The organism is Allosalinactinospora lopnorensis, assembly GCF_000981225.1.
Taxonomy (GTDB): Bacteria; Actinomycetota; Actinomycetes; order Streptosporangiales; family Streptosporangiaceae; genus Allosalinactinospora; species Allosalinactinospora lopnorensis.
The window spans coordinates 1-19,610 of sequence record NZ_LAJC01000089.1; the positions used below are offsets into that span (position 1 = coordinate 1).

Here is a 19,610-nt window from a genome sequence, read left to right on the forward strand (position 1 = left end):
GGGTGCGATCGCCACCGCCATCAGGTGCGGGCTCGCGCCCAGCAGTGCCGGTTCGGCCTCCACCCGGCGGATCGCCCGCAGCAGCGGCTCGCGCGTCGCCGGGTCATCAAGGGCCGGACCGGCGTCGCAGAACACGCCGGCGCCTTCCACCGCCAGGATCCGCGCGTCCTCGAACCCGGCGCTCCGGATCTCCTCGCCGAACTCTTGCGGATCGTGCATGTAGGCCAGGGTGAACCGCTCCGGTCGCCCCACGGGATCAGGATTGTGGTGTACCCCGTCGCGGAGATCGCCCTCCACGATCGCCTCGAAACGGGGATCGGCGATCGCGCCGGAACGCACCCCGTCGATGGTGGAGGCGAAGCGCGAGATCGCGACGGCCATCACGACGCCGCCCGGACGGAGGACCCGCATGGCCTCGCCGAGCGCCCGTTCCCGCTCCACGCGTTCCAGCAGGTGGTAGAGCGGACCGAACAGGAGCACGCCGTCGGCGCTGGTGTCCCGGTACGGCAGTTCGCGCGCGTCGCCGGCCTCCGCCGATGCCAACGGCGCGTCCGGTTGTGCGACCGAACCCGCACGGGCGGCCTCGATGCGGGGAGGCCACGCGTCGAGCAGGTGCACGGTGTAGCCGCCGTTCGCGAGCGGGAGAGCGTAGGCTCCCTCCGCACCGCCTACATCGCACACGACCGCGGGAGGCGGCGGTAGGAAGCGGCGCAGCAGCTCGCGCGTACGCTCGGACTCCAGCCGCCCCCAGGTCGCAAGGCGGTCCCTCTCCACCCCCAAGGCGTAGTGAGCCCCGATGCCCGGGGCCAGCTCGTAGGTCACGGCTCCGACGCTATCGCCGCTTGGCACGGTGATCACGCGGTTTTCCGCATGAGGGGCACGGCTACTCCGATCGCAGCTCCGCCACCGTCGCCGAAACGCTCGGCTCCTTCGCGAAAGCTCAGGAGCGGCTCACCCCTCGGTGGAGGCCACGCCCACCGGGCAGGTCTGGCCGGTGCCGCCGACCCCGCAGTAGCCGCTGGGGTTCTTGGCCTCCGACAGGTACTGCTGGTGGTAGTCCTCGGCGAAGTAGAAGGGACCCGCGGCGGTGATCTCGGTGGTGATGGCGCCGTAGCCCGCCCGGGTCAGGACCGGCTGGAAGAGGTCTCGGCTGTGCTCGGCGGCGGCCTTCTGCTCCTCGCCGTGGTAGAAGATCGCCGAGCGGTACTGGGTGCCCACGTCGTTGCCCTGCCGCATCCCCTGGGTGGGATCGTGGCCCTCCCAGAAGACCTTCAGCAGGTCGGTGTAGGAGATCTTCGCGGGGTCGAAGACCACGCGCACCGCCTCGGTGTGGCCGGTGAGCCCGGTGCAGACCTCTTCGTAGGTGGGATTGGGTGTGTAGCCGCCGGCGTAGCCGACCGCGGTGGTGATGATGCCGTTCTCGGCCCCGATCCGCCAGAACGTGCGTTCCACGCCCCAGAAGCAGCCCATGCCGAAGTCGGCGATCTCGCCGCCTTCGGGGTAAGGCGGGGTCATCGGGGTGCCGAGCACCTCGTGGCGGGGCGGCACCGGGATCGGAGTGTCGCGGCCCGGAAGTGCGTTGGCGGGATCGACCATCGTCAGTTTGCGCCCGAACATACCTCCAGGCTAGCCGCTGTCCTCCGCCGCCGACCGGGGTGGTACGGGGTTGAGGTGGCCCAATTCGTCGGGGTTGACGACCGAACTCACCGCCCGGACCCGGCCGTCCGCGATGTCCAGGGCTATCACGCTGATGAGCCGACCCTCCGGACCGAACGCCATCGCGTCCGGCTGACCGTTGACGCCGACCCGGGAGAGGAAGAGCCCGCCAGCGCGTCCCCAAGCGAGGAGGGTCCGGGCCACTTTGCTCCGGCCGTGCCCGCGTCCATCGCGGCGACCGTGAGTTCCACCGGAAGCTGTTCGGCCGGAGCGTCGGCACCGGTCCAGCGGCGCAGAGACGCGAACATCTCGTGCTGGACGAACCGGGGTGTCGGGTGTTGCGTCCACACGTCAATGATGGACAAGGATCTTCTCCTCCTGGTCGGTCCCCTCCGCCGTTCCTGGCGCATCAGACCCCGAAACGGCGGTTCCGCCCCGGCAGTGTCGCGGCCGCCGAGGTTTTTCGAGGCACTAGTACCCGCCGAAGTCGCACTGGTAGATGCGGTGCACCGCCCGGCCGTCGCCCAGTTCCGGGCGTGCCTGCGGAGTCTCGTGGTAGAAGCGCAGCGCGTGGAACAGCACCGCGGGGTCGATCATCAGCCGCCTGGGCAGCATCGCGAGGTCCGGCTGGAGATAGTACTCATGCCCCTTGAGTACGCGCGACAGGCTCACGTGCTGCGCAGCCCCCGGGAAGAGCACAGCGAGCGTGAGGTGGGGGTTGAGCTTGACCGTACCGGCCTCGACGACGCCTACGTTGCTCCACGGGACGGTCGACACCGACCCCCACCCCCGGTGGACGACCACCTCCGGGGTGAGCACCAGCCGCCCGCGCGCCACCCTGCCCCTGGCGATGTCGACCGCGACCCACAGCAGCCAGCCGAGAAGGAACAGGGAGCCCCCCGCCACCACGAGCAGCCTGCCGAGATAAGGCTGCTCGCTCATCACCGCCCCGGGGAAGGTGAGAACGAGGACCGCGAACGCGAGAAAGGCGGCGCCGAGAAGCCCTAAGGAAAGCCAGGTTGCCCTCCGCGAATACGGGATCACCACACCGTACGAGCCGCAGCCGTCCACCCACTCGACACTGATCCGCCAGCTCTCGCGACGGCGGCGGCGCAGGAAGGCCAGCCACGGCAGCAGCGCGGCCACGAAGATGACGACCGATAACGCCAGGAGGAACGACGCCCCCCACCGCGCCGAGACGTACTGCGCCACGACTCCGGAAACGAGCATTCCCAAGGCGATGAGCAGCAGGAAACCACTGGGCGCCAGGTGAGCGAGGCGCGGCCCCGCCTGCCACTCCTGGGGCAGCGGCAGCGGCTCAACGTCCGGGTGTCTCACACGCCCTCCCCGGGACCGGCCTAGCGCGGCTCCGGAACCGCAGGGCGCCGCTCCCGGAGGATCGTAGCGCGGGGTCTGCGCGGCCGGCACCCGCCCGCGAGGGAGGCCCTGTCGCCCGCCGCCCCGGCGGGCTCTCCGCCGTCACCGACGTCCCGCGGAACGGTCGTGCCACCCTTTGGTTTCCCGCCGCTTCAGGGACCGGGTAAGCATAATTAACTATTCATAGGATGAATCTTTCCATAGCCTGAACAACGTGCCCGACTCACAGAAAGGCCTGCTCTTCGGGGCGAGCGCCTACGTCCTATGGGGATTGTCCACCCTCTACTGGCCACTTCTCTCCTCGACCTCGGCGATCGAGATCCTCGCTCATCGGATGATCTGGTCTTTGCTGGCCATGCTGCTCATCCTGGTGATGCTCCGTCACTGGCGGTGGATACTCGGCGTGCTGCGCTCACCCCGGCAACTCCTCCTCATCGCCAGCGCCGCGACAGTGATCTCGATGAACTGGGGGCTGTTCATCTACGCCGTGAACAGCGGAAACGCCCTCCAGGCCGCCTTGGGATACTTCATCAACCCGCTGGTCAGCGTGGTCTTCGGAGTGATCGTCTTCACCGAGAGGCTGCGCCCCCTGCAGTGGACCGCCGTGGCGCTCGGCGCGCTCGCGGTGGTCGTACTGACCTTCGACTACGGCGCTCCCCCGTGGCTGGCGATCGGGCTGGCCCTCTGCTTCGCCACCTACGGCGTGCTGAAGAAGTTCGTCAAGCTCGGCGGTGTCGAGAGCCTCACCAGCGAGACGATGCTGATGTTCCTGCCCGCCGCCGGCTACGTGCTCGCCCTGCACGCCATGGGCGCGGGCACGTTCGGACAGGTGTCGGTGGCGCACACGCTGCTGCTGATCGGGGCGGGCGCCGTCACCGCCCTCCCGCTGCTCTTCTTCGGCGTCGCGGTGGTCCGGATCCCGCTGAGCATGATCGGCCTGCTGCAGTTCATCGTGCCGGTGATGCAGTTCCTCATCGCCTGGCTGATCTTCGGTGAGGACCTGCCGCCCAGCCGCTGGATCGGGTTCGCCATCGTGTGGACGGCACTGCTCGTGTTCGCGACGGACCTCGTGCGCAACGCCCGCGACCTCGCGGTGGCCCGGCGGGCCGCGGTGGGCGCACCTTCCCTGAGCGCCGAGCGCCCCTGAGGCCGCTCACCCCAGCATGCCCCTTTCGTGGAGCTGGTCCATGACCAGCCGGACACCGGGAGCGCAGCGGACGCGCTCGGCATAGCCCAACCAGGCGAGTTCGGCGATCTCTCCCTGCTCCGCGGGTTCGCCGTCGCCCTCGGCGAGGAAGCAGGCCAGGCGGACCCGGGTGCCCTCGGGGTAGCCGTGCGCGGCCTCGTGGACGACGGTGAAGGGGGTGACGGTCTCCGGCCGCAGCCGGACCGCCGTCTCCTCCTTGACCTCGCGCACCACCGTCTCCGCGTCGGTCTCGCCGGGCTCGCGCTTGCCGCCGGTAGGTAGAACAGGTCGTTCCCCCTCGTCCGCGCCGCGAGCATGCGGCCGTCGCGGACGTGCACCCAGGCGAGCACGTCCAGGACCGGCTGGGCAGCGCTCTCCAGGGACGGGTCGGGCGCGTTCCCTCGCGGCACCGGCGGCCGGTACTCGGCGAACCCGTCCAGCAGGGCCGCCGGATCGGTGCCGAACAGCAGCATGTCCCGGGGTCCGGCCTCCAGGAACCCCTCGCCCACCATGTGATCGACGAACCCGCGGAGCGGCCGGTAGAAACCGTCGACGTCGAGCAGGGCCAGCGGCTTGTCGTGCAGCCCGAGGTGCGCCCAGGTCCAGACCTCGAAGAGTTCCTCCAGTGTCCCGATTCCGCCCGGCAGTGCGATGAACCCCTCCGCCAGTTCCGCCATGAGGGCTTTCCGCTCGTGCATGTCGGCGACGACGCGGAGGTCGGTGAGGCCCTGGTGCGCGACCTCCCATTCCACCAGTTGCCGGGGGATGACTCCGATGACCTCGCCGCCGGCGTCGAGCGCGGCGTCGGCCAGCTCTCCCATGGTGCCGACACCGGCGCCGCCGTAGACCAGTCCGATCCCCCGTTCCGCCAGCAGCCGGCCGAGTTCGCGCGCCGCCGTGACGTACCGGTCACCGCGACCGGTCGAGGACCCGCAGAAAACGCAGACACGCATGGGGATCATCCTACGGCCGCCCCGCGGGGCGGCAGGCGCGGGCGGCGCATCGGGACGCGGGGATATCCTGCCCCGCCGCTGGGCGGCTATCCACACCGCGGTGCCGGCGTACCCGCTCCCCAAAGGGGAAAAGCTATGCGGAGCGTGACGGGCACGGTAACCGGAGGAGGCTGGATGTGTGCCCAACCGGTCCCTGACTGGATGATCCCTCCACCGGAGGGGCTCACCGCTGAGGACCTCGATCGGCTGCCCGGCCTGCCCCCGCACACCGAGCTCATCGACGGGAGCCTCGTCCTCGTGAGTCCGCAGAGCATTCTTCACTCGCTGGTGATCGACCTGCTGGCGCTGGGGCTTCGCGGCTGCCTTCCCGAGGGGTTTCGCGTGCGGCGCGAGATCACCGTGATCCTCGACGAACGCGAACGGCCAGAGCCCGCCCTCATGGTAGTGCGCCCCTCGCCCGCCGTCGGGCCGAGCCGGACCGCCTGTCCGCCCGAAGCCGTGGAGCTCGTGGTGGAGGTCGTCTCCCCGGAGTCGGAGAAGCGCGACCGGGAGCGCAAACCGCAGTTGTACGCCCAGGCGGGGATCGGGCACTTCTGGCGGGTCGAACTCAAGTCGCAGCGCCCGGTGGTCTACGTCTACGAACTCGACCCCGCGACCCGCGCCTACGGACTCACCGGTATCCACCACGACCGGCTGAAGGTCGGCGCCCCGTTCCCGATCGACATCGACCTCACCGAGATCGACGAGATGTGAGCCGGACGGCGCATCGCCGACCGGCAGACGCGCCGCTTCCGGCGCTGCCGGTGTATCCCGGATTGGAGCCCTCCGCGCGGTCCGCCCGCGATTGAGCATGCCACCGGACCTGCCGGGGCGCGGCGCGAGCGCCCTCAGAGCCCACCGCCTCCTCGCCGGAGGGACGGCTCATACCTTCATTGCCGGATCCCCGTTCCCGCCCCGCATGATCGCGCGTCAGCCGTACTGGCGGCAGTGACCGGTGAACACGGCCGCGATCTCGGCGCGCAGGATCTCGGTCGCCGTATCGTCGGCGGGGACCACGGAGTGCTCCGGAGCCCGGTAGAGGCGCGCGGCCAGTCCTTCGGTGACGGCCGCGAGCCGGAGTGAGGTGACTGCCGGGTCCGCCCCCGGATCGACCTCACCGCACTCCTTCCCGTTGTGCACCGCCTGGGCGATGTCGCGACGCACGCCCTCGGCCGTTTCGGCGTCGATGTCGGCGAGAGCGGGGTTGTCCAGCGACCTGGCGCTGAACGTCCGCGCCACCCGGAACTCGGCGCGGCGCTCCTCGTCGAGGGGCAGTAGCTCGCACACGGCGTCGAGCAGGATGGCCGATATCGGCCTGCGGTGGGCGCTGCCGGCCCGTATGTGTTCGCCGACCCGCGCCCGGATCCGCGAGCCGGCCTCGTGGAAGGCGCGCAGCAGCATGTCGTCCTTGGTGGGGAAGTAGTGCTGGACGAGGCCGACGGAGACCCCTCCGCGCTCGGCGACGCGCGCGACAGTGACGGCCCGCATCCCGCCCTCGGCGATCAGTGTGCAGACCGCGCGGGAGATCTGGCTCCGGCGCGCGTCGTGGTCAGCCGTACGTGGCACTCCATAACCGTATCATTGTACGGTAATAGCAATATGAACATACGGTTATTCGGATGACCAGTGGAAGGCCGCGACATGGAAACCCCTCTCCCCACCCATCCCGCCCCCGGCTCCGTACCGGCACCGCGCCGTGTCGCCACGGTGCTGCTCGTCCTCCTCCTGGCCTTCACCTCCACCGGAGCCGCATGGGGCCGGCACATCGAGCGCCACACGCACTCCAAGGCCGATCTCCACCGCCTCGACGAGTACGCACGCCAGCGCATGGCGGCTACCGGAACGCCCGGCCTGGCATACGCGGTCGTCGCTCCTGAGGGGATCGTGCACGAGCGCGCCTGGGGCCACGACGGCAATGGCTCCCCCGTCACCCGCGACACCCCGTTCCTCTGGGGGTCGGTCGCCAAGCCGGTCACCGCCGCCGCCGTCCTGACGCTGGTCGAGGACGGCCGTGTCGAGCTGGACGCACCGGTTCGCCGCTACCTTCCCGGGCACCGGCTGCCCGGTGACACCGAGACGACCGGCACCACCGTGCGGCAACTGCTCACCCAGACCAGTGGGATCCCGGGGTCGGCCACCACGCGGGTCGGCGACGTCTACGGACCGGAATCCGCGGACTTCGCCCCCCGCCTCGGCGCCCTCAGCGAGATCTCCGGCTCCGAGGCCGGCGGGGAGCACGTCTACACGAGTGCCAACTTTCTCGTGTTGGGTGCCCTGGTCGAGGCGATCACCGGCCGCTCCTTCGGCGATTATCTGCACGGTGCCGTACTGGAGCCCGCCGGTATGGCGGGGGCGATCCACGACGCGGCCTCCGCCCGGCAACGTGGCCTGCCCCCGGGCCATCAGCGGCTGTGGGGACGCCCTACCGCGGTGGCCTCGGGATTCGACACCGCCGGTGTCTCCTACGGTTACCTCGGCGGCGACCTCACCGATCTGAGCGCCTTCGCCCGGCTCCAGCTCACCCGCGGTGGGGCGGAGGGCGGCAGGGTTCTCACCGCGGAGTCGCTCCAGCGGGCGCACAAGGGCAGCGCGCCTGTCGGCACCGGCGGGCAGTCCTACGGTCTCGGCTGGCGCGACGGCTTCCCCGGAGCCGGAACCCGTATGGTCTGGCACGGCGGCGCCACACCCGGCTACGCGACCATGCTGTTCGTACTGCCGGAGGTGGAGCGCGCCGTGGTCGTACAACAGAACCTGTACAACCCGCTCCAGGACGCCCGGATCCAGCAGGTGGGGATCGGACTCGCGCACATGGTAGGAGGCGACGATCCGCCCGGAGGCGACACCCGGCCGGCGGACACGGCCTACGGGGCCCTCATCGCAATCGTCTCGGCCGCCACCGCGGCACTGGTCGCCGGCGTACTCGGGTCGACCGCGCGCCTTCACCGCCCCTACCGGCGGAAGGTCCGTTCACGGCGGTCCGCGGCCGCAACGACCGCCCCGTGGACGCTCATCGCGGCGGTCCCGCTGGCGGCCTCCGGCTACCTGCTGTCCGGTTTCGGCGGCATTCGGCAGGCGATGAACTGGCTGCCCGATGCCACCGCCGCGGCCCTGGGCGGCGGCGCGGTCGCGCTCGCGGCCGTGGGCATCGTACGGGCGGCGCGATCGCGCGCGGCGACCACCTGACGATCGCCGGAGCCGCTCCGGACGCTCGGAATCGGCGGGGCCTCGGCGCGGGTCCGTGCGCGTCGCACGGACCCGCGCCGGCGGCTTCCCTACGGGGGCGGCGACGCGTCGCCGCCCGGCCTGATCAGCCGTTCCGCCCGTCGCCCGCCGCCTTCCCGGTGCCGCCGGACCACCGCTCCTGCCCGCCGTACACCCCGATGCGCTGCCCGGATTCCGCTGCGTACCCCCCAGTCGGCTGTTCCCCGGGTTCCGCGGCGTCCCGGGCCCCATCCGCGTGCGCGGGCCTCTTGGCGTGCTTGCCCCGCGGCTGCCAGTCCTGCTCCTCCGCACTCCGCTGCCCGGGAACCTCGGGCTGCAGGCCGTAATGCCGGTAGATCATGTCCTCCTGGTACACCGAGAGATGCTCGTCGATCGCGAAGCTCGGTGCGTCCTTGATCTGGTCCCTCGTGTACGCCACCTGCAGGTCGTCGTCGACCGTGCGCGCGCCCCGCAACGGGACGAAGTTCTCGTTCGTGCCGAACAGTCCGGTGCGGACCGTGACCCATTTCGGAATGTCGGTCTGGTCGTCGAAAAACACCTGTCCGATCTTGCCGACACTGGTGCCGTCCCGGTCCAGCAACCGGTGCCCGATCAGGTACTGCGCTCCCATCTGTGCTGCCACGGCGATTCACTCTCCCCCGTATCGCGAACCTCGCCGACGCCGTTCTCTGCGGTCCCGTTGAGTTCCCCTTGGACCACGGAACGCCACTTCGCAGATTCCCCGGCCGGCCGGGCGCAACGCTGAGGCTTACCTCCGCGATACCAAGAACGAACTCACCGATTACCCAGCGTGACACACAGGGGGGACCCGCCCGGAAGGCGGGTCCGCGCGTCGAACGGGAGCCCGCCGCGACCGGTGAGCGGGGGTCAGGTGGTCCGTTCGACCACGTAGTCGCAGAGCGACTCGAACGCCCACCGAGGGGGGAGGTCGGGCAGGGTGGCGAACTCGGCGCGCGCCTTGTCCGCCCACGCCCGGAGGTCGGAGTACGCGGCCTCCATCGCCGGGTGGGCGCGCAGCAGCCGCAGCGCCTCGTCCGCCTCGGCGTTGTCGAGAGGCCGCCCCAGCAGCTCCTGCAGCCGCTTGTCCTCGGGGGAGGTGCTTCGCTGCGCATAGAACATCGGCAGCGTCAGCACGCCCTCGCGCAGGTCGGTGCCGGGGACCTTGCCCGATTCCTCGGGACTGCCGGCGACGTCGAGAATGTCGTCGGAGAGCTGGAACGCTACCCCCAGCGCCTCGCAGGCCCGGGTGACGGTCTCGATGACACCGGGGTCGGCCTTGCTGAACATCGCGCCGAACTCCGCGGAGGACGCGATCAGCGATGCGGTCTTGTCCGCGATGACCTGCAGGTAGTGCGTGAGCGGGTCGGTACCGGGACGCGGTCCCGACGTCTCCAGGATCTGCCCCTGGACGAGCCGGCCGAACGTCCTCGCCTGCAACCGGACCGCCTCGACACCGAGGTCGGCGAGCAGCTCCGAAGCGCGGGCGAACACGAAGTCCCCGGTGAGGATCGCGATGCTGTTCCCCCAGCGCTGGTTGGCGCTGCGCTTGCCGCGGCGCAGTTCGGCCTCGTCCATCACGTCGTCGTGGTACAGCGTCGCGACGTGTGTGAGCTCCACGACGACGGCCGCCGGGACCAGTTCCGGTGCGGTGGGATCGCCGAAGCGGGAGGCGAGCAGCACCAGAGTGGCCCGGAAGCGCTTCCCGCCGGCCGCCAGCAGGTGGGTGGCGGCCTCGTTCAGCATGGGGTCGCTGACCGCCACCGTGTCCCGGAGCACCTCCTCGACCTGTTCCAACCCGTCCTGGATCTCCCGGGCGAGGGTCGCGTCGACATTCGGCAGAGCGAGGAAACCGCTCGGGACAGCACCGCTCACCTGAAAGCTCCACATGTCAACTGGCGCGCGATACCTCCGCAACGGACATATCGCGCGCTCTCAGGATGGACATAAACCGAATAGCCAAGTTATCTGACCCCGATTGCACTGCCAAAGCGCTCCAGTGGGAGCCTCCGGCTACCGGGTGAACCCGTCGTCGGCCGCGGTCGGTTCCGCCTCCTCCCCTACTGGCTGCGGCAGCATCGTGTCCAGGACCGGCGTGGGGTACACGCCCAGCAGCAGTGTGGCGGCGACACCGATGCCGATCACCGAACCGGTGAGCGCTCCCGCCCTGATCACCGCCGGGCCGCTCCCCTCCGGCTCGGAGAAGAACATCAGGACGATGATGCGGACGTAGAAGAACGCGGTCACGGCACTGCTCAGCACGCCGACCACGACGAGCGGGGTCGCCCCCGCCGCGACGGCGGCCTGGAACACCGCGAACTTGCCGATGAAGCCGCTCGTGAGCGGGATCCCGGCGAAGGCGAGCAGGAAAAGCGCGAGCGACCCGGCCAGCAGCGGCGAGGTCCGCCCGAGTCCGGCCCATTGGGCCAGGTCCGCCGCCTCGGGGCCGTTCTCGTGCGTTCGCACCAGGGTGATCACGGCGAACGCCCCGATGGTGGTGAACCCGTAGGCCGCGAGGTAGAACATCGCGCCGGCCAGTCCCTCCGGGCTGGCCGCGATGACCGCGGTCAGCACGAACCCGGCGTGCACCACCGAGGAGTAGGCCAGCAGCCGCTTGATGTCGCGCTGGGTCACGGCGATGACGGCGGCCAGCACCATGGTGAGGATCGCCACCACCCAGAGCATCGGCCGCCACTGCTCCACCGACGCGCCGAAGGCCATGAGGAACACCCGGAGCAGCGCACCGAACGCGGCGACCAGGACGGCGGAGGCCATCAGCGCGGTGATGGGCGTGGGCGCACCCTGGTACACATCGGGCTTCCAGTTGTGGAACGGCACCGCGCCGATCTTGAAGAGCAGACCCACGCCGATCATGGCGATCCCGACCAGCAGCAGGGGCTCGGCCGTGCCGGCGAAGAGCGGGGAACCCCCCTCACCGATCGCCTCGTTGATGTCCGCGAAGTTCACCGAGCCCGCGTAGCCGTACACCAGCGCGATGCCGAACAGGAAGAACGCCGAGGAAAACGCGCCGAGCAGGAAGTACTTGACCGCCGCCTCCTGGGAGAACAGCCGCCGGCGGCGCGCCAGCCCGCACAGCAGGTACAGCGGCAGGCTCATGACCTCCAGCGCGATGAACATGGTCAGGAAGTCGTTGGAGGCCGGGAAGAGCTGCATGCCCAGCACCGCGAACAGCACCAGCGGGTAGACCTCGGTGTGCTGCGAACCCGCTAGGACGTGCGAGCGCTCCTCCTCGCTTCCGGGCACGGTGGCCGCCTGTGCCGCGAACGCGCTCTCGCCGCTCCGCTGCTCCGCGATGAGCAGCAGGCTGATGAACGCCAGCACCAGGATCGTCCCCTGCAGGAACAGCGTGGGCCGGTCGATGGCCACGCTCCCCAGCGCCGTCGTCACCCCGGCCTCGTCCGCGGGAAGCGCGCCGACCTGCAGAACGGTCAGGACGAACGCGCCCAGCACCGAGGCCAGCGCGAGTCCCAGCTGCAGCGAGCGCCGCTGTGCTTTCGGCGCGAACGCCTCGATCAGCACGGCGATCACTCCGGCGGCGAAGACCACCAGCATCGGGGAGAGCAGCCCGTAGTCGATGGCGGGCGGTTGCTCGGTGATGACCGGCGAGGCGAGCACCGCCGGCGCCGAGTCAGTCAGGGGGATCACTCGCTCGCTCCTTCCTGCTCGTCGGCGGCCTGGCCGATCGCCGGTTCGGGGTCGGTGACGTCGATCTGCTGCATGGTCTGTTCCACAGCGGGGTTGATGGCGCCCAGCAGCGGCTGGGGCTGCACACCGAAGAGCACGATCAGCGCGATGAGCGGACCGACCGCCCACGCCTCGCGCTTGGACAGGTCTTTCAGCCCGGTGAGCCGCTCAGGGACCGGACCGGTCATGGTGCGCTGGTACATCCACAGGATGTAGAGCGCCGCCAGCACCACGCCGGCGCCGGCGATGATCGCCGGTACCGGTTGGAAGGCGTAGGTGCCGACGAACACCAGGAACTCGCTGACGAACGGAGCGAGCCCGGGAAGGGACAGCCCTGCCAGCCCCGCCACCAGGAAGACGCCGGCGAGCTTCGGCGCGACCTGCTGCACACCGCCGTAGTCCGCGATCGCAGCCGACCCCTGGCGGGCTATGAGGAATCCCACGATGAGGAACAGCGCGCCGGTCGCGAACCCGTGGTTGACCATGTACAGCGCCGCGCCCGCCTGGGCCTGCGATGTCATGGCGAAGATGCCCAAGGTGATGAACCCGAAGTGGGACAGCGAGGTATAGGCGATGAGCCGCATCATGTCGCTCTGCCCGATCGCCAGGATCGCGCCGTAGATGATGCTGATGACGCTGAGGACCACGACCGGCCAGACGAACCAGCGCGCGGCCTCGGGGAAGAGCTCCAGGCAGTACCGCAGCATGCCGTAGGTGCCGACCTTGTCCAGCACGCCGACCAGCAGCACCGCGGTACCCGGGCGCGAGGAGCCGGCGGCCGCGGGCAGCCAGGTGTGCACCGGCCACATCGGGGCCTTGATCGCGAAGGCGACGAAGAACCCGAGGAACAGCCAGCGCACCACCGAGGTGTCGGCCGCGGCCAGCTCGCTTCCGGGCCCCACCAGGTCGCTCCACAGGAACGTTCCGGCCAGGACGTACACACCGATCACGGCGACCAGCATCAGCAGCCCGCCGAACAGGCTGAACAGCAGGAACTTGATCGCCGCGCGGCGGCGTTCCGCCCCCCGCCCGTAGCGCCCGATCATGAAGTAGACCGGGACCAGCATCGCCTCGAAGAAGACGTAGAAGAGGAAGATGTCGGTGGCGGCGAAGACGCCGATCATCATCGCCTCAAGGGCGAGGATCAGCGCGAAGTAGCCTCTGGCGCCGCCGGCCGCGCCGGAGCCCTCGTCCTCGTTCCAGGCCGCCAGTACCACCAGGGGCACCAGCAGCACCGACATCAGGATCAGCACCAGCGCGATGCCGTCGACACCGACCGCGAAACTGACGCCGAACCGCGGGATCCACGGGTAGACCTCTTCGAACTGCAGCCGGCTCGCGCTCGTCGGGTCGAACCGGAGTGCCATGGCACCGACGAGGAGCAGCGTGCCCAGGCTGACCCCGAGGGTCAGTCGCTTGGCGAGCTCGGGCCTTTCGCGCGGGAGCAGCCCGACGACGAGCGCGCCGAGCGCCGGCAGCGCGACGGCGAGTGTGAGCCAGGGGATGTTCATCTAGAACCTCACCACCAGAATGGCGACGACAATCGCCGCGCCGAACAGCATCGTCAGTGCATAGGTCCGGGCGAATCCGGTCTGCAGCCTGCGCAGGCTCAGCGAGCCGTCGCGCGTGCCGGTACCGACCCCGTTGACCAGGCCGTCGACCACCTTGTCGTCGATGGTGACCATGGCCCTGGTGAGGGCCTGGCCAGGGCGCATGAACAGCTCCTCGTTGATGGTGTTGCCGTACAGCTCGTTTCGGGCGGCCTCCGTGATGGCGTTGCCCTTGGGGGCCGTCTCGGGCACCTCGGCCCTGATGTAGCGCAGCCACGCGACGGCCACCCCCACGACCAGCACCGCGATCGCGGCCAGCGAGTACGGGGCCGTGAGCATGTGCGCCAGGTCGAACTCGTGCGCGTGGTGGTGCACGGCCGGCGAGAGGAACTCCGCGAACCGGTAGCCGTACACGAGGACCGCGCCGAGCACCACCGCCCCGGCCGCCAGGATGACCATCGGGACGGTCATGGAGGCCGGAGACTCGTGCGGGTGGGCGTCCTCGGCCCAGCGCTTCCCGCCGAAGAACGTCAGGAACATGATCCGCGACATGTAGAACGCGGTCAGCCCGGCGCCCAGCAGCGTCGCACCGCCCAGGATCTGCCCGGTGACACCGCCGTAGGCGAAGGTCGCCGAGATGATGCTCTCCTTGGTCCACCATCCGGAGAAGAACGGGATCCCGATGATGGAGAGGTAGCAGAGGCCGAACGTGGCGAAGGTGACCGGCATGGCCGTGCGCAGCCCGCCGTACCTGCGCATGTCGACCTCGTCGTTCATGCCGTGCATCACCGATCCCGCCCCGAGGAACAGCCCGGCCTTGAAGAAACCGTGCGTGATGAGGTGGGCGATGGCGGCGGCGTAGCCGATGGGCCCCAGGCCCGCGGCCAGGACCATGTACCCGATCTGGCTCATGGTCGACCCGGCCAGGGCCTTCTTGATGTCGTCCTTGGCGCAGCCGATGATGGCGCCGGCGAGCAGGGTCGCCGCTCCCACGATGGCGACGGTGAGCTGCGCCGCGGGCGCGGCCTCGAAGATCGGGCCCGCGCGGACGATCAGGTAGACGCCGGCGGTGACCATGGTCGCCGCGTGGATCAGCGCCGAGACCGGTGTGGGGCCCTCCATGGCGTCCAGCAACCACGCCTGCAGCGGCAGCTGCGCGGACTTGCCGCACGCGCCCAGCAGGAGCAGCAGGCCGATCGCCGTCAGGACCCCCTGGCCGATCTCGTCGGCGGCGCCGAAGACTCCGCTGAAGGCGACCGTGCCGACCGTCGTGAACACGATCATGATCGCGATCAGCAACCCCAGGTCGCCGACCCGGTTGATCAGGAACGCCTTCTTGGCCGCGACCGCCGCCGCCGGCTTGTACTGCCAGAACCCGATGAGGAGGTAGGAGGCCAGGCCCACGCCCTCCCAGCCGAGGAACAGCAGCACGAAGTTGTCGGCCAGCACCAGCACGAGCATGGCCGCGAGGAACAGGTTCAGGTAGCCGAAGAAGCGCCGCCGCCCCGGGTCGTGCGCCATGTACCCGATCGAGTAGATGTGGATCAGCGAGCCGACACCGGTAATGAGCAGGGCGAAGCTGATCGACAGCGGATCGAGGAGCAGGCTCACTTCGGCGGAGAAGTCCCCGACGGAGAACCACTCGTAGACCGGGACCGTCTGGCTCCGGTCGGCCGGGTCCATCCCAAGGAGTTCGATCAGGGCGAGCACCGCCCACCCGAAGCTCGCCAGGGGCAGCAGGACCGCGAGCCAATGGCCCCAGCCGTCGGTGCGCCGACCTCCCAGCAGGAGGACCGCGGCGCCCAGGAGGGGGAGCGCGATCAGCAGCCAGGCGTTGGAGAGGATCGCGCCGCCAGCCTCCGCGGCCGCGGGAGGAGCGGCGGCGAGGTATACGTCAGTCGCAGTCGCAGACACTGTCACGTCGCCTTCTAGTGCTTGAGCAGATTGGCATCATCCACCGACGCGACCTGCGGGTCCGGAAGATCTGCATGATGATCGCCAGTCCCACGACGACCTCCGCTGCGGCCACGATCATCACGAAGAACGCGATGACCTGACCCTCGATGTCTCCGTGCATTCGAGCGAAGGCGACGAACACCAGATTGCACGCGTTGAGCATCAGCTCGACGCACATGAAGACGATGATCGCGTTGCGCCGCACCAGCACACCGGCGGCCCCGATGGTGAACAGGACGGACGCAAGCAGGATGTAGTTCATCGGGTCCATGAGGGCCCATCCTCCCGTCCACCGGTCGTACCGTTGCCGCTGTCGCCGCCGCGCCCGTCCGGCGGCGCCTCGTCCTCGGCGCGCGCCTCCTTGGAGCGGGCGGAGTCCGACGCCCCTCCGGGCTCGGGCAGCGAACCGAGTTGGACGTCGCGCGGGACGTCCGACTGGAGAGCGGGATCGCGCGCGGTGAGCACCGGGTTGAGCGACAGGCTCGACACCGATCCGTCGGGCAGCAGCGCCGGCATGTCGATCGCGTTGTGCCGGGCGTAGGTACCGGGCCCGGGCAGAGGCGTCGGGTGGTCGCTGCGGATCCGCTCTCGCGAGATCACCTTCTGGGTGCGCCGCTGCTTGATCCGGGTGGCGTGCGCCAGCACCAGGGCGCCGAGCACCGCCGTGATGAGCAGGGCCCCGGTCGCCTCGAAGGCGATGACGTAGCGGAAGATGACCTCGCCGGCGATCCACGGGACGCTGCCGCCCGCCGCGGCGATCCCGGCGGCCAGTCCGGCCGGGTCGCCCACGGTGATGCGGGTCAGTCCCAGGGCCAGCGCTCCGATGAAGCCGAGCGCGACGATCGCGGTGAGCACGCGCTGTCCGCGTACCGTCTCGACCAGCGAATCCGCGGAGCTGACCCCGACGAGCATCAGCACGAACAGGAACAGCATCAGAACAGCGCCGGTGTAGACGACGATCTGCACGACCATCAGGAACGGCGCCTGGTTCATGCCGTAGAAGATGGCCAGGCCCAGCATGACGATCGCCATCATGACCGCCGAGTGCACGGCCTTGCGGCTGAGCACGACGCCGATCGCGGCGAGCACCACGACGCTGCCGATGGTCCAGAAGGCCACGGCCTCCCCCCCTGAGATGGGGGCGGCCAGGGTTGCTGCTTGCAGGGGGATCGCGGTCACCGAACCGCCTCGCTGTCCTTGTCGCTCTCAGTGCCGGCGTCGGCCTGCCGGTCGGCCCCGCGGCCCGAGCGGTAGTAGTCCTCCTCGGTCTCGCCGAGCCGCATGGGGTGGGGCGGCGCCTCCATCCCTTCGCGCAGCGGCGCGAGCAGCTGCTCCTTGGTCCAGATCAGGCTCTGTCGGTTGTCGTCGGCGAGCTCGTACTCGTTCGTCATCGTCAGCGCGCGCGTTGGACACGCCTCGACGCACAGCCCGCACAGAATGCACCGCAGGTAGTTGATCTGGTAGACGCGGCCGTACCGCTCGCCCGGGGAGTACCGCTCGTCCTCGTTGTTGTCGGCGCCTTCCACGTAGATGGCGTCGGCCGGGCAGGCCCAGGCGCACAGCTCGCACCCGATGCACTTCTCCAGGCCGTCGGCCCAGCGGTTCAGCTGGTGTCGTCCGTGGAAGCGCGGCGCCGTGGGACGCGGCTCCTCCGGGTACTCGATCGTCGGCACCTTCTTGAACATGGTGTGGAAGGTGACGCCGAACCCCTTCACGGGGTTGAGCCAGTCAAGCACCGGTAACCTCCTCACGCTTGCCGGTCGAGGCCGGTGGGGTGTTTCGGGGCTCCTCAGCGGGGACACTGCTGCCGTAGTGCGGGGCCTTCTCGGGCGGTACCGGGAAACCGCCGTACTTCGGGTCCTCGCGCATCCGCCGCATCTCCTCCGCGTGCTCGGCCGCCTCGGCCGCGCGCTGCCGCTTCACCGCGCGGCCCCACCCGTACAGCGCGGCGATGAACAGCACGGAGAAGGCGACGATCACGCCGGCGGTCACCGAGGCCGGAGCGCCCTCGTTGACGAGCATCCGGACGGCGGCGACGGCCGTGATCCACACCAGCTGCACCGGGATGAGGATCTTCCAGCCGAGGAGCATGAGCTGGTCGTAGCGGATCCGGGGCACGGTTCCGCGCACCCAGATGAACAGGAACATCACGCCAAGGAACTTGAGCAGCCACCAGAGGACCGGCCACAGGCCCTCGTTGGCGCCCTCCCAGACCATGGTGACCGGGGGCGGTGCGTGGTAGCCGCCGAGGAAGAAGGTGACCGAGACCGCCGCGACGGTCACCATGTTCACGTACTCGGCGAGGAAGAACATGGTGAACTTCATGGAGCCGTACTCGGTCATGAAGCCGCCGACGAGCTCGCCCTCGCCCTCGGCGAGGTCGAACGGCAGCCGGTTCGTCTCACCGACCATCGTGACCAGGTAGACCAGGAACGACGGGAAGAGGATGAGGGCGAACCAGACCGGTTGCTGTGCCTCGACGATCCCCGACGTCGTCAGCGTCCCCGAGTACATGAACACCGCGACGAACGACAGAGCCATGGCGATCTCGTAGCTGATGACCTGCGCGGAGGCCCGGAGCCCACCGAGCAGGGCATAGGGCGACTGGGAGGCCCAGCCGCCGAGCACGATGCCGTACACCCCCATCGCGGCCGAGGCCAGCACCAGCAGCCCTGCGATCGGAAGGTCGGTGAGCTGGATCGGTGTCACGAGACCGAAGATCTCGACCTCGGGGCCGATCGGTATCACCGCGAAGGTCATGAAGGCCGGGACCGCGGCGATCATCGGGGCCGCGATGTAGAGCGCCCGGTCGACCCCTCTCGGGATGACGTCTTCCTTGAGCGACAGCTTCACGCCGTCGGCCAGCGACTGCAGCAGCCCCCAGGGGCCGAATCGGTTCGGGCCGTGCCGCATCTGCATCCGGCCCATGACCTTGCGGTCCGCCATGATCATCATCAGGACGCAGACCATCAGGAAGACGAAGATGACGACCGCCTTGAGCAGCGTCACCCACCACGGGTCATGGCCGAACGCCTCCAGCGTCTCCTCGGCGGCCAGAACGGCGCCGCCTCCCGCGGATTCAAGCGCAGTGGCCGTCACTTCTCGCTCCCAGCATTCGTCGTCGCCAGCGACACGATGGATCCGGAGGCCGACCCCAGGTCACGCTGGACGTCGCATTCCTGTCCGTTGGCGGGCAGCCACACCACACCGTCCGGCATCTCGGTGATGACCGCGGGCACACTGACCGATCCCCGGTCCCCGGTGACCTGCACCGTTCCGCCTCCGGGAGCCCGATCGCGGTCGCCGTCGCCGCCGAGACCCGAGCGGCCACGGGCCGGGCGGTACCGGCGAGGTAGGGCTCGCCGTCCTCCATGCGTCCCCGGCCGAGCAGTTGGCGCCAGGTGGCGAGTACCGCCTGCTCCTTGCCGGACCGGTTCTGCGGGGCAACGGGTCGTGCCACCGGGTCGGGGGTCCGTTCCCCGGTCCACCGGCCGAGGTGTGCGAGCTCGTCGCGTGCGGTGGCGGCGTCGGGCAGTCCCAGGTGGACGTCCATCTCGTCGGCGATCGCCCCGAGTACCCGGAGATCGGAGAGGGCTCCCTGGATCTTCAGGGCATTGCCGAAGGGTCGTTCGCGCCCCTCCCAGTCCACGAAGGTCCCGGCCTTCTCCGCAACGGCGGCCACAGGGAACACCACATCGGAGCGGTCGGTGACGGTACTCGCCCGCAGCTCCAGGCTGACGATGAACGGCACCGCAGCCAGTGCCTCGCGGGCGCCTTCGGAATCGGGCAGGTCTTCGAGGTCGACCCCAGCGATGACCAGTGCTTCCAGCTCACCGGCCGCGGCCGCGGCGAGGATCTCGGCGGTACCGCGCCCTTCCGCCTCGGGCAGCGACGCGATGGACCAGGCCCGCGCCACCTCGGCCCTGGCCGTGGCGTCGGAGACGGGACGCCCGCCGGGCAGCAGGTTGG

17 protein-coding genes and 3 pseudogenes are annotated in these 19,610 nt (G+C 69.8%); 3 read left to right on the top strand and 17 right to left on the bottom strand.

Annotated features, from left to right (window positions below; all coding sequences use genetic code 11):
* The 4 genes from VS93_RS23315 to VS93_RS23330 all read right to left on the bottom strand — a co-directional run.
* Positions 1 to 858 (bottom strand): class I SAM-dependent methyltransferase (locus VS93_RS23315; RefSeq protein WP_052745947.1); only part of this gene is annotated, 858 nt, incomplete at its 3' end.
* 93 nt (positions 859 to 951) lie between these two features.
* Positions 952 to 1,617, bottom strand: a complete 666-nt coding sequence (msrA, locus tag VS93_RS23320) for a peptide-methionine (S)-S-oxide reductase MsrA (RefSeq protein WP_046472023.1) — start codon at positions 1,615 to 1,617, stop codon at positions 952 to 954.
* A 9-nt stretch (positions 1,618 to 1,626) separates the two neighbouring features.
* Positions 1,627 to 1,860, bottom strand: coding sequence for a sigma-70 family RNA polymerase sigma factor family protein (locus VS93_RS23325; protein WP_046472024.1), 234 nt, complete (start codon positions 1,858 to 1,860; stop codon positions 1,627 to 1,629).
* Between the two features lie 267 nt (positions 1,861 to 2,127).
* A complete protein-coding gene (locus VS93_RS23330) occupies positions 2,128 to 2,994 on the bottom strand; it encodes a hypothetical protein (protein ID WP_046472025.1) in 867 nt (288 codons plus the stop codon).
* Between the two features lie 253 nt (positions 2,995 to 3,247).
* Here VS93_RS23330 and rarD point away from each other — a divergent pair, with 253 nt between their 5' ends.
* On the top strand, positions 3,248 to 4,180 hold the full coding sequence (gene rarD, locus VS93_RS23335; protein ID WP_046472026.1) for an EamA family transporter RarD: 933 nt from the start codon (positions 3,248 to 3,250) through the stop codon (positions 4,178 to 4,180).
* 6 nt (positions 4,181 to 4,186) lie between these two features.
* Here rarD and VS93_RS30690 read toward each other — a convergent pair whose 3' ends face one another.
* Positions 4,187 to 4,450, bottom strand: coding sequence for an NUDIX domain-containing protein (locus VS93_RS30690; RefSeq protein WP_162231707.1), 264 nt, complete (start codon positions 4,448 to 4,450; stop codon positions 4,187 to 4,189).
* 254 nt (positions 4,451 to 4,704) lie between these two features.
* Positions 4,705 to 5,181: pseudogene (locus tag VS93_RS33120) on the bottom strand (LOG family protein); the annotation flags it as partial.
* Between the two features lie 165 nt (positions 5,182 to 5,346).
* Between VS93_RS33120 and VS93_RS23345 the strand changes: the two are divergent.
* Positions 5,347 to 5,925, top strand: a complete 579-nt coding sequence (locus VS93_RS23345; RefSeq protein ID WP_046472027.1) for a Uma2 family endonuclease — start codon at positions 5,347 to 5,349, stop codon at positions 5,923 to 5,925.
* Between the two features lie 216 nt (positions 5,926 to 6,141).
* Here VS93_RS23345 and VS93_RS23350 read toward each other — a convergent pair whose 3' ends face one another.
* Positions 6,142 to 6,777 carry a TetR/AcrR family transcriptional regulator gene (locus tag VS93_RS23350; RefSeq protein ID WP_046472028.1) on the bottom strand — a complete coding sequence of 212 codons (636 nt, stop codon included), beginning with the start codon at positions 6,775 to 6,777 and terminating at the stop codon, positions 6,142 to 6,144.
* 75 nt (positions 6,778 to 6,852) lie between these two features.
* Between VS93_RS23350 and VS93_RS23355 the strand changes: the two genes are divergently transcribed.
* Positions 6,853 to 8,394, top strand: coding sequence for a serine hydrolase domain-containing protein (locus VS93_RS23355; protein ID WP_082127140.1), 1,542 nt, complete (start codon positions 6,853 to 6,855; stop codon positions 8,392 to 8,394).
* Positions 8,395 to 8,518: 124 nt separating this feature from the next.
* On the opposite strand, the gene VS93_RS23360 is transcribed toward VS93_RS23355, so the two are convergent.
* From VS93_RS23360 to VS93_RS23405, 10 genes and pseudogenes are all read right to left on the bottom strand, one after another.
* On the bottom strand, positions 8,519 to 9,055 hold the full coding sequence (locus VS93_RS23360) for a PRC-barrel domain-containing protein (protein ID WP_236700696.1): 537 nt from the start codon (positions 9,053 to 9,055) through the stop codon (positions 8,519 to 8,521).
* Between the two features lie 245 nt (positions 9,056 to 9,300).
* Positions 9,301 to 10,305 (bottom strand): polyprenyl synthetase family protein, encoded by a 1,005-nt coding sequence (locus tag VS93_RS23365; RefSeq protein ID WP_046472029.1) that lies wholly within the window; start codon positions 10,303 to 10,305, stop codon positions 9,301 to 9,303.
* 138 nt (positions 10,306 to 10,443) lie between these two features.
* Positions 10,444 to 12,096, bottom strand: coding sequence for an NADH-quinone oxidoreductase subunit NuoN (nuoN, locus tag VS93_RS23370; RefSeq protein ID WP_046472030.1), 1,653 nt, complete (start codon positions 12,094 to 12,096; stop codon positions 10,444 to 10,446).
* A complete protein-coding gene (locus VS93_RS23375; protein WP_046472031.1) occupies positions 12,093 to 13,646 on the bottom strand; it encodes an NADH-quinone oxidoreductase subunit M in 1,554 nt (517 codons plus the stop codon). Before VS93_RS23375 ends, nuoN begins: the two co-directional genes overlap by 4 nt.
* Complete coding sequence (gene nuoL, locus VS93_RS23380; protein ID WP_046472037.1) at positions 13,647 to 15,530, bottom strand: NADH-quinone oxidoreductase subunit L; 1,884 nt, start codon at positions 15,528 to 15,530, stop codon at positions 13,647 to 13,649.
* Positions 15,531 to 15,613: 83 nt separating this feature from the next.
* Positions 15,614 to 15,912, bottom strand: a pseudogene (nuoK, locus tag VS93_RS23385) (NADH-quinone oxidoreductase subunit NuoK).
* Positions 15,900 to 16,820, bottom strand: coding sequence for an NADH-quinone oxidoreductase subunit J (locus tag VS93_RS23390; RefSeq protein ID WP_394298846.1), 921 nt, complete (start codon positions 16,818 to 16,820; stop codon positions 15,900 to 15,902). Before VS93_RS23390 ends, nuoK begins: the two are co-directional and overlap by 13 nt.
* Positions 16,817 to 17,377: an NADH-quinone oxidoreductase subunit NuoI gene (nuoI, locus tag VS93_RS23395; RefSeq protein ID WP_046472032.1), complete on the bottom strand. Its 561-nt coding sequence runs from the start codon at positions 17,375 to 17,377 to the stop codon at positions 16,817 to 16,819. Before nuoI ends, VS93_RS23390 begins: the two co-directional genes overlap by 4 nt.
* Positions 17,370 to 18,740 (bottom strand): NADH-quinone oxidoreductase subunit NuoH, encoded by a 1,371-nt coding sequence (nuoH, locus tag VS93_RS23400; protein WP_046472033.1) that lies wholly within the window; start codon positions 18,738 to 18,740, stop codon positions 17,370 to 17,372. Before nuoH ends, nuoI begins: the two co-directional genes overlap by 8 nt.
* Positions 18,737 to 19,610: pseudogene (locus tag VS93_RS23405) on the bottom strand (molybdopterin dinucleotide binding domain-containing protein); the annotation flags it as partial. The gene nuoH and the pseudogene VS93_RS23405, both read right to left, overlap by 4 nt.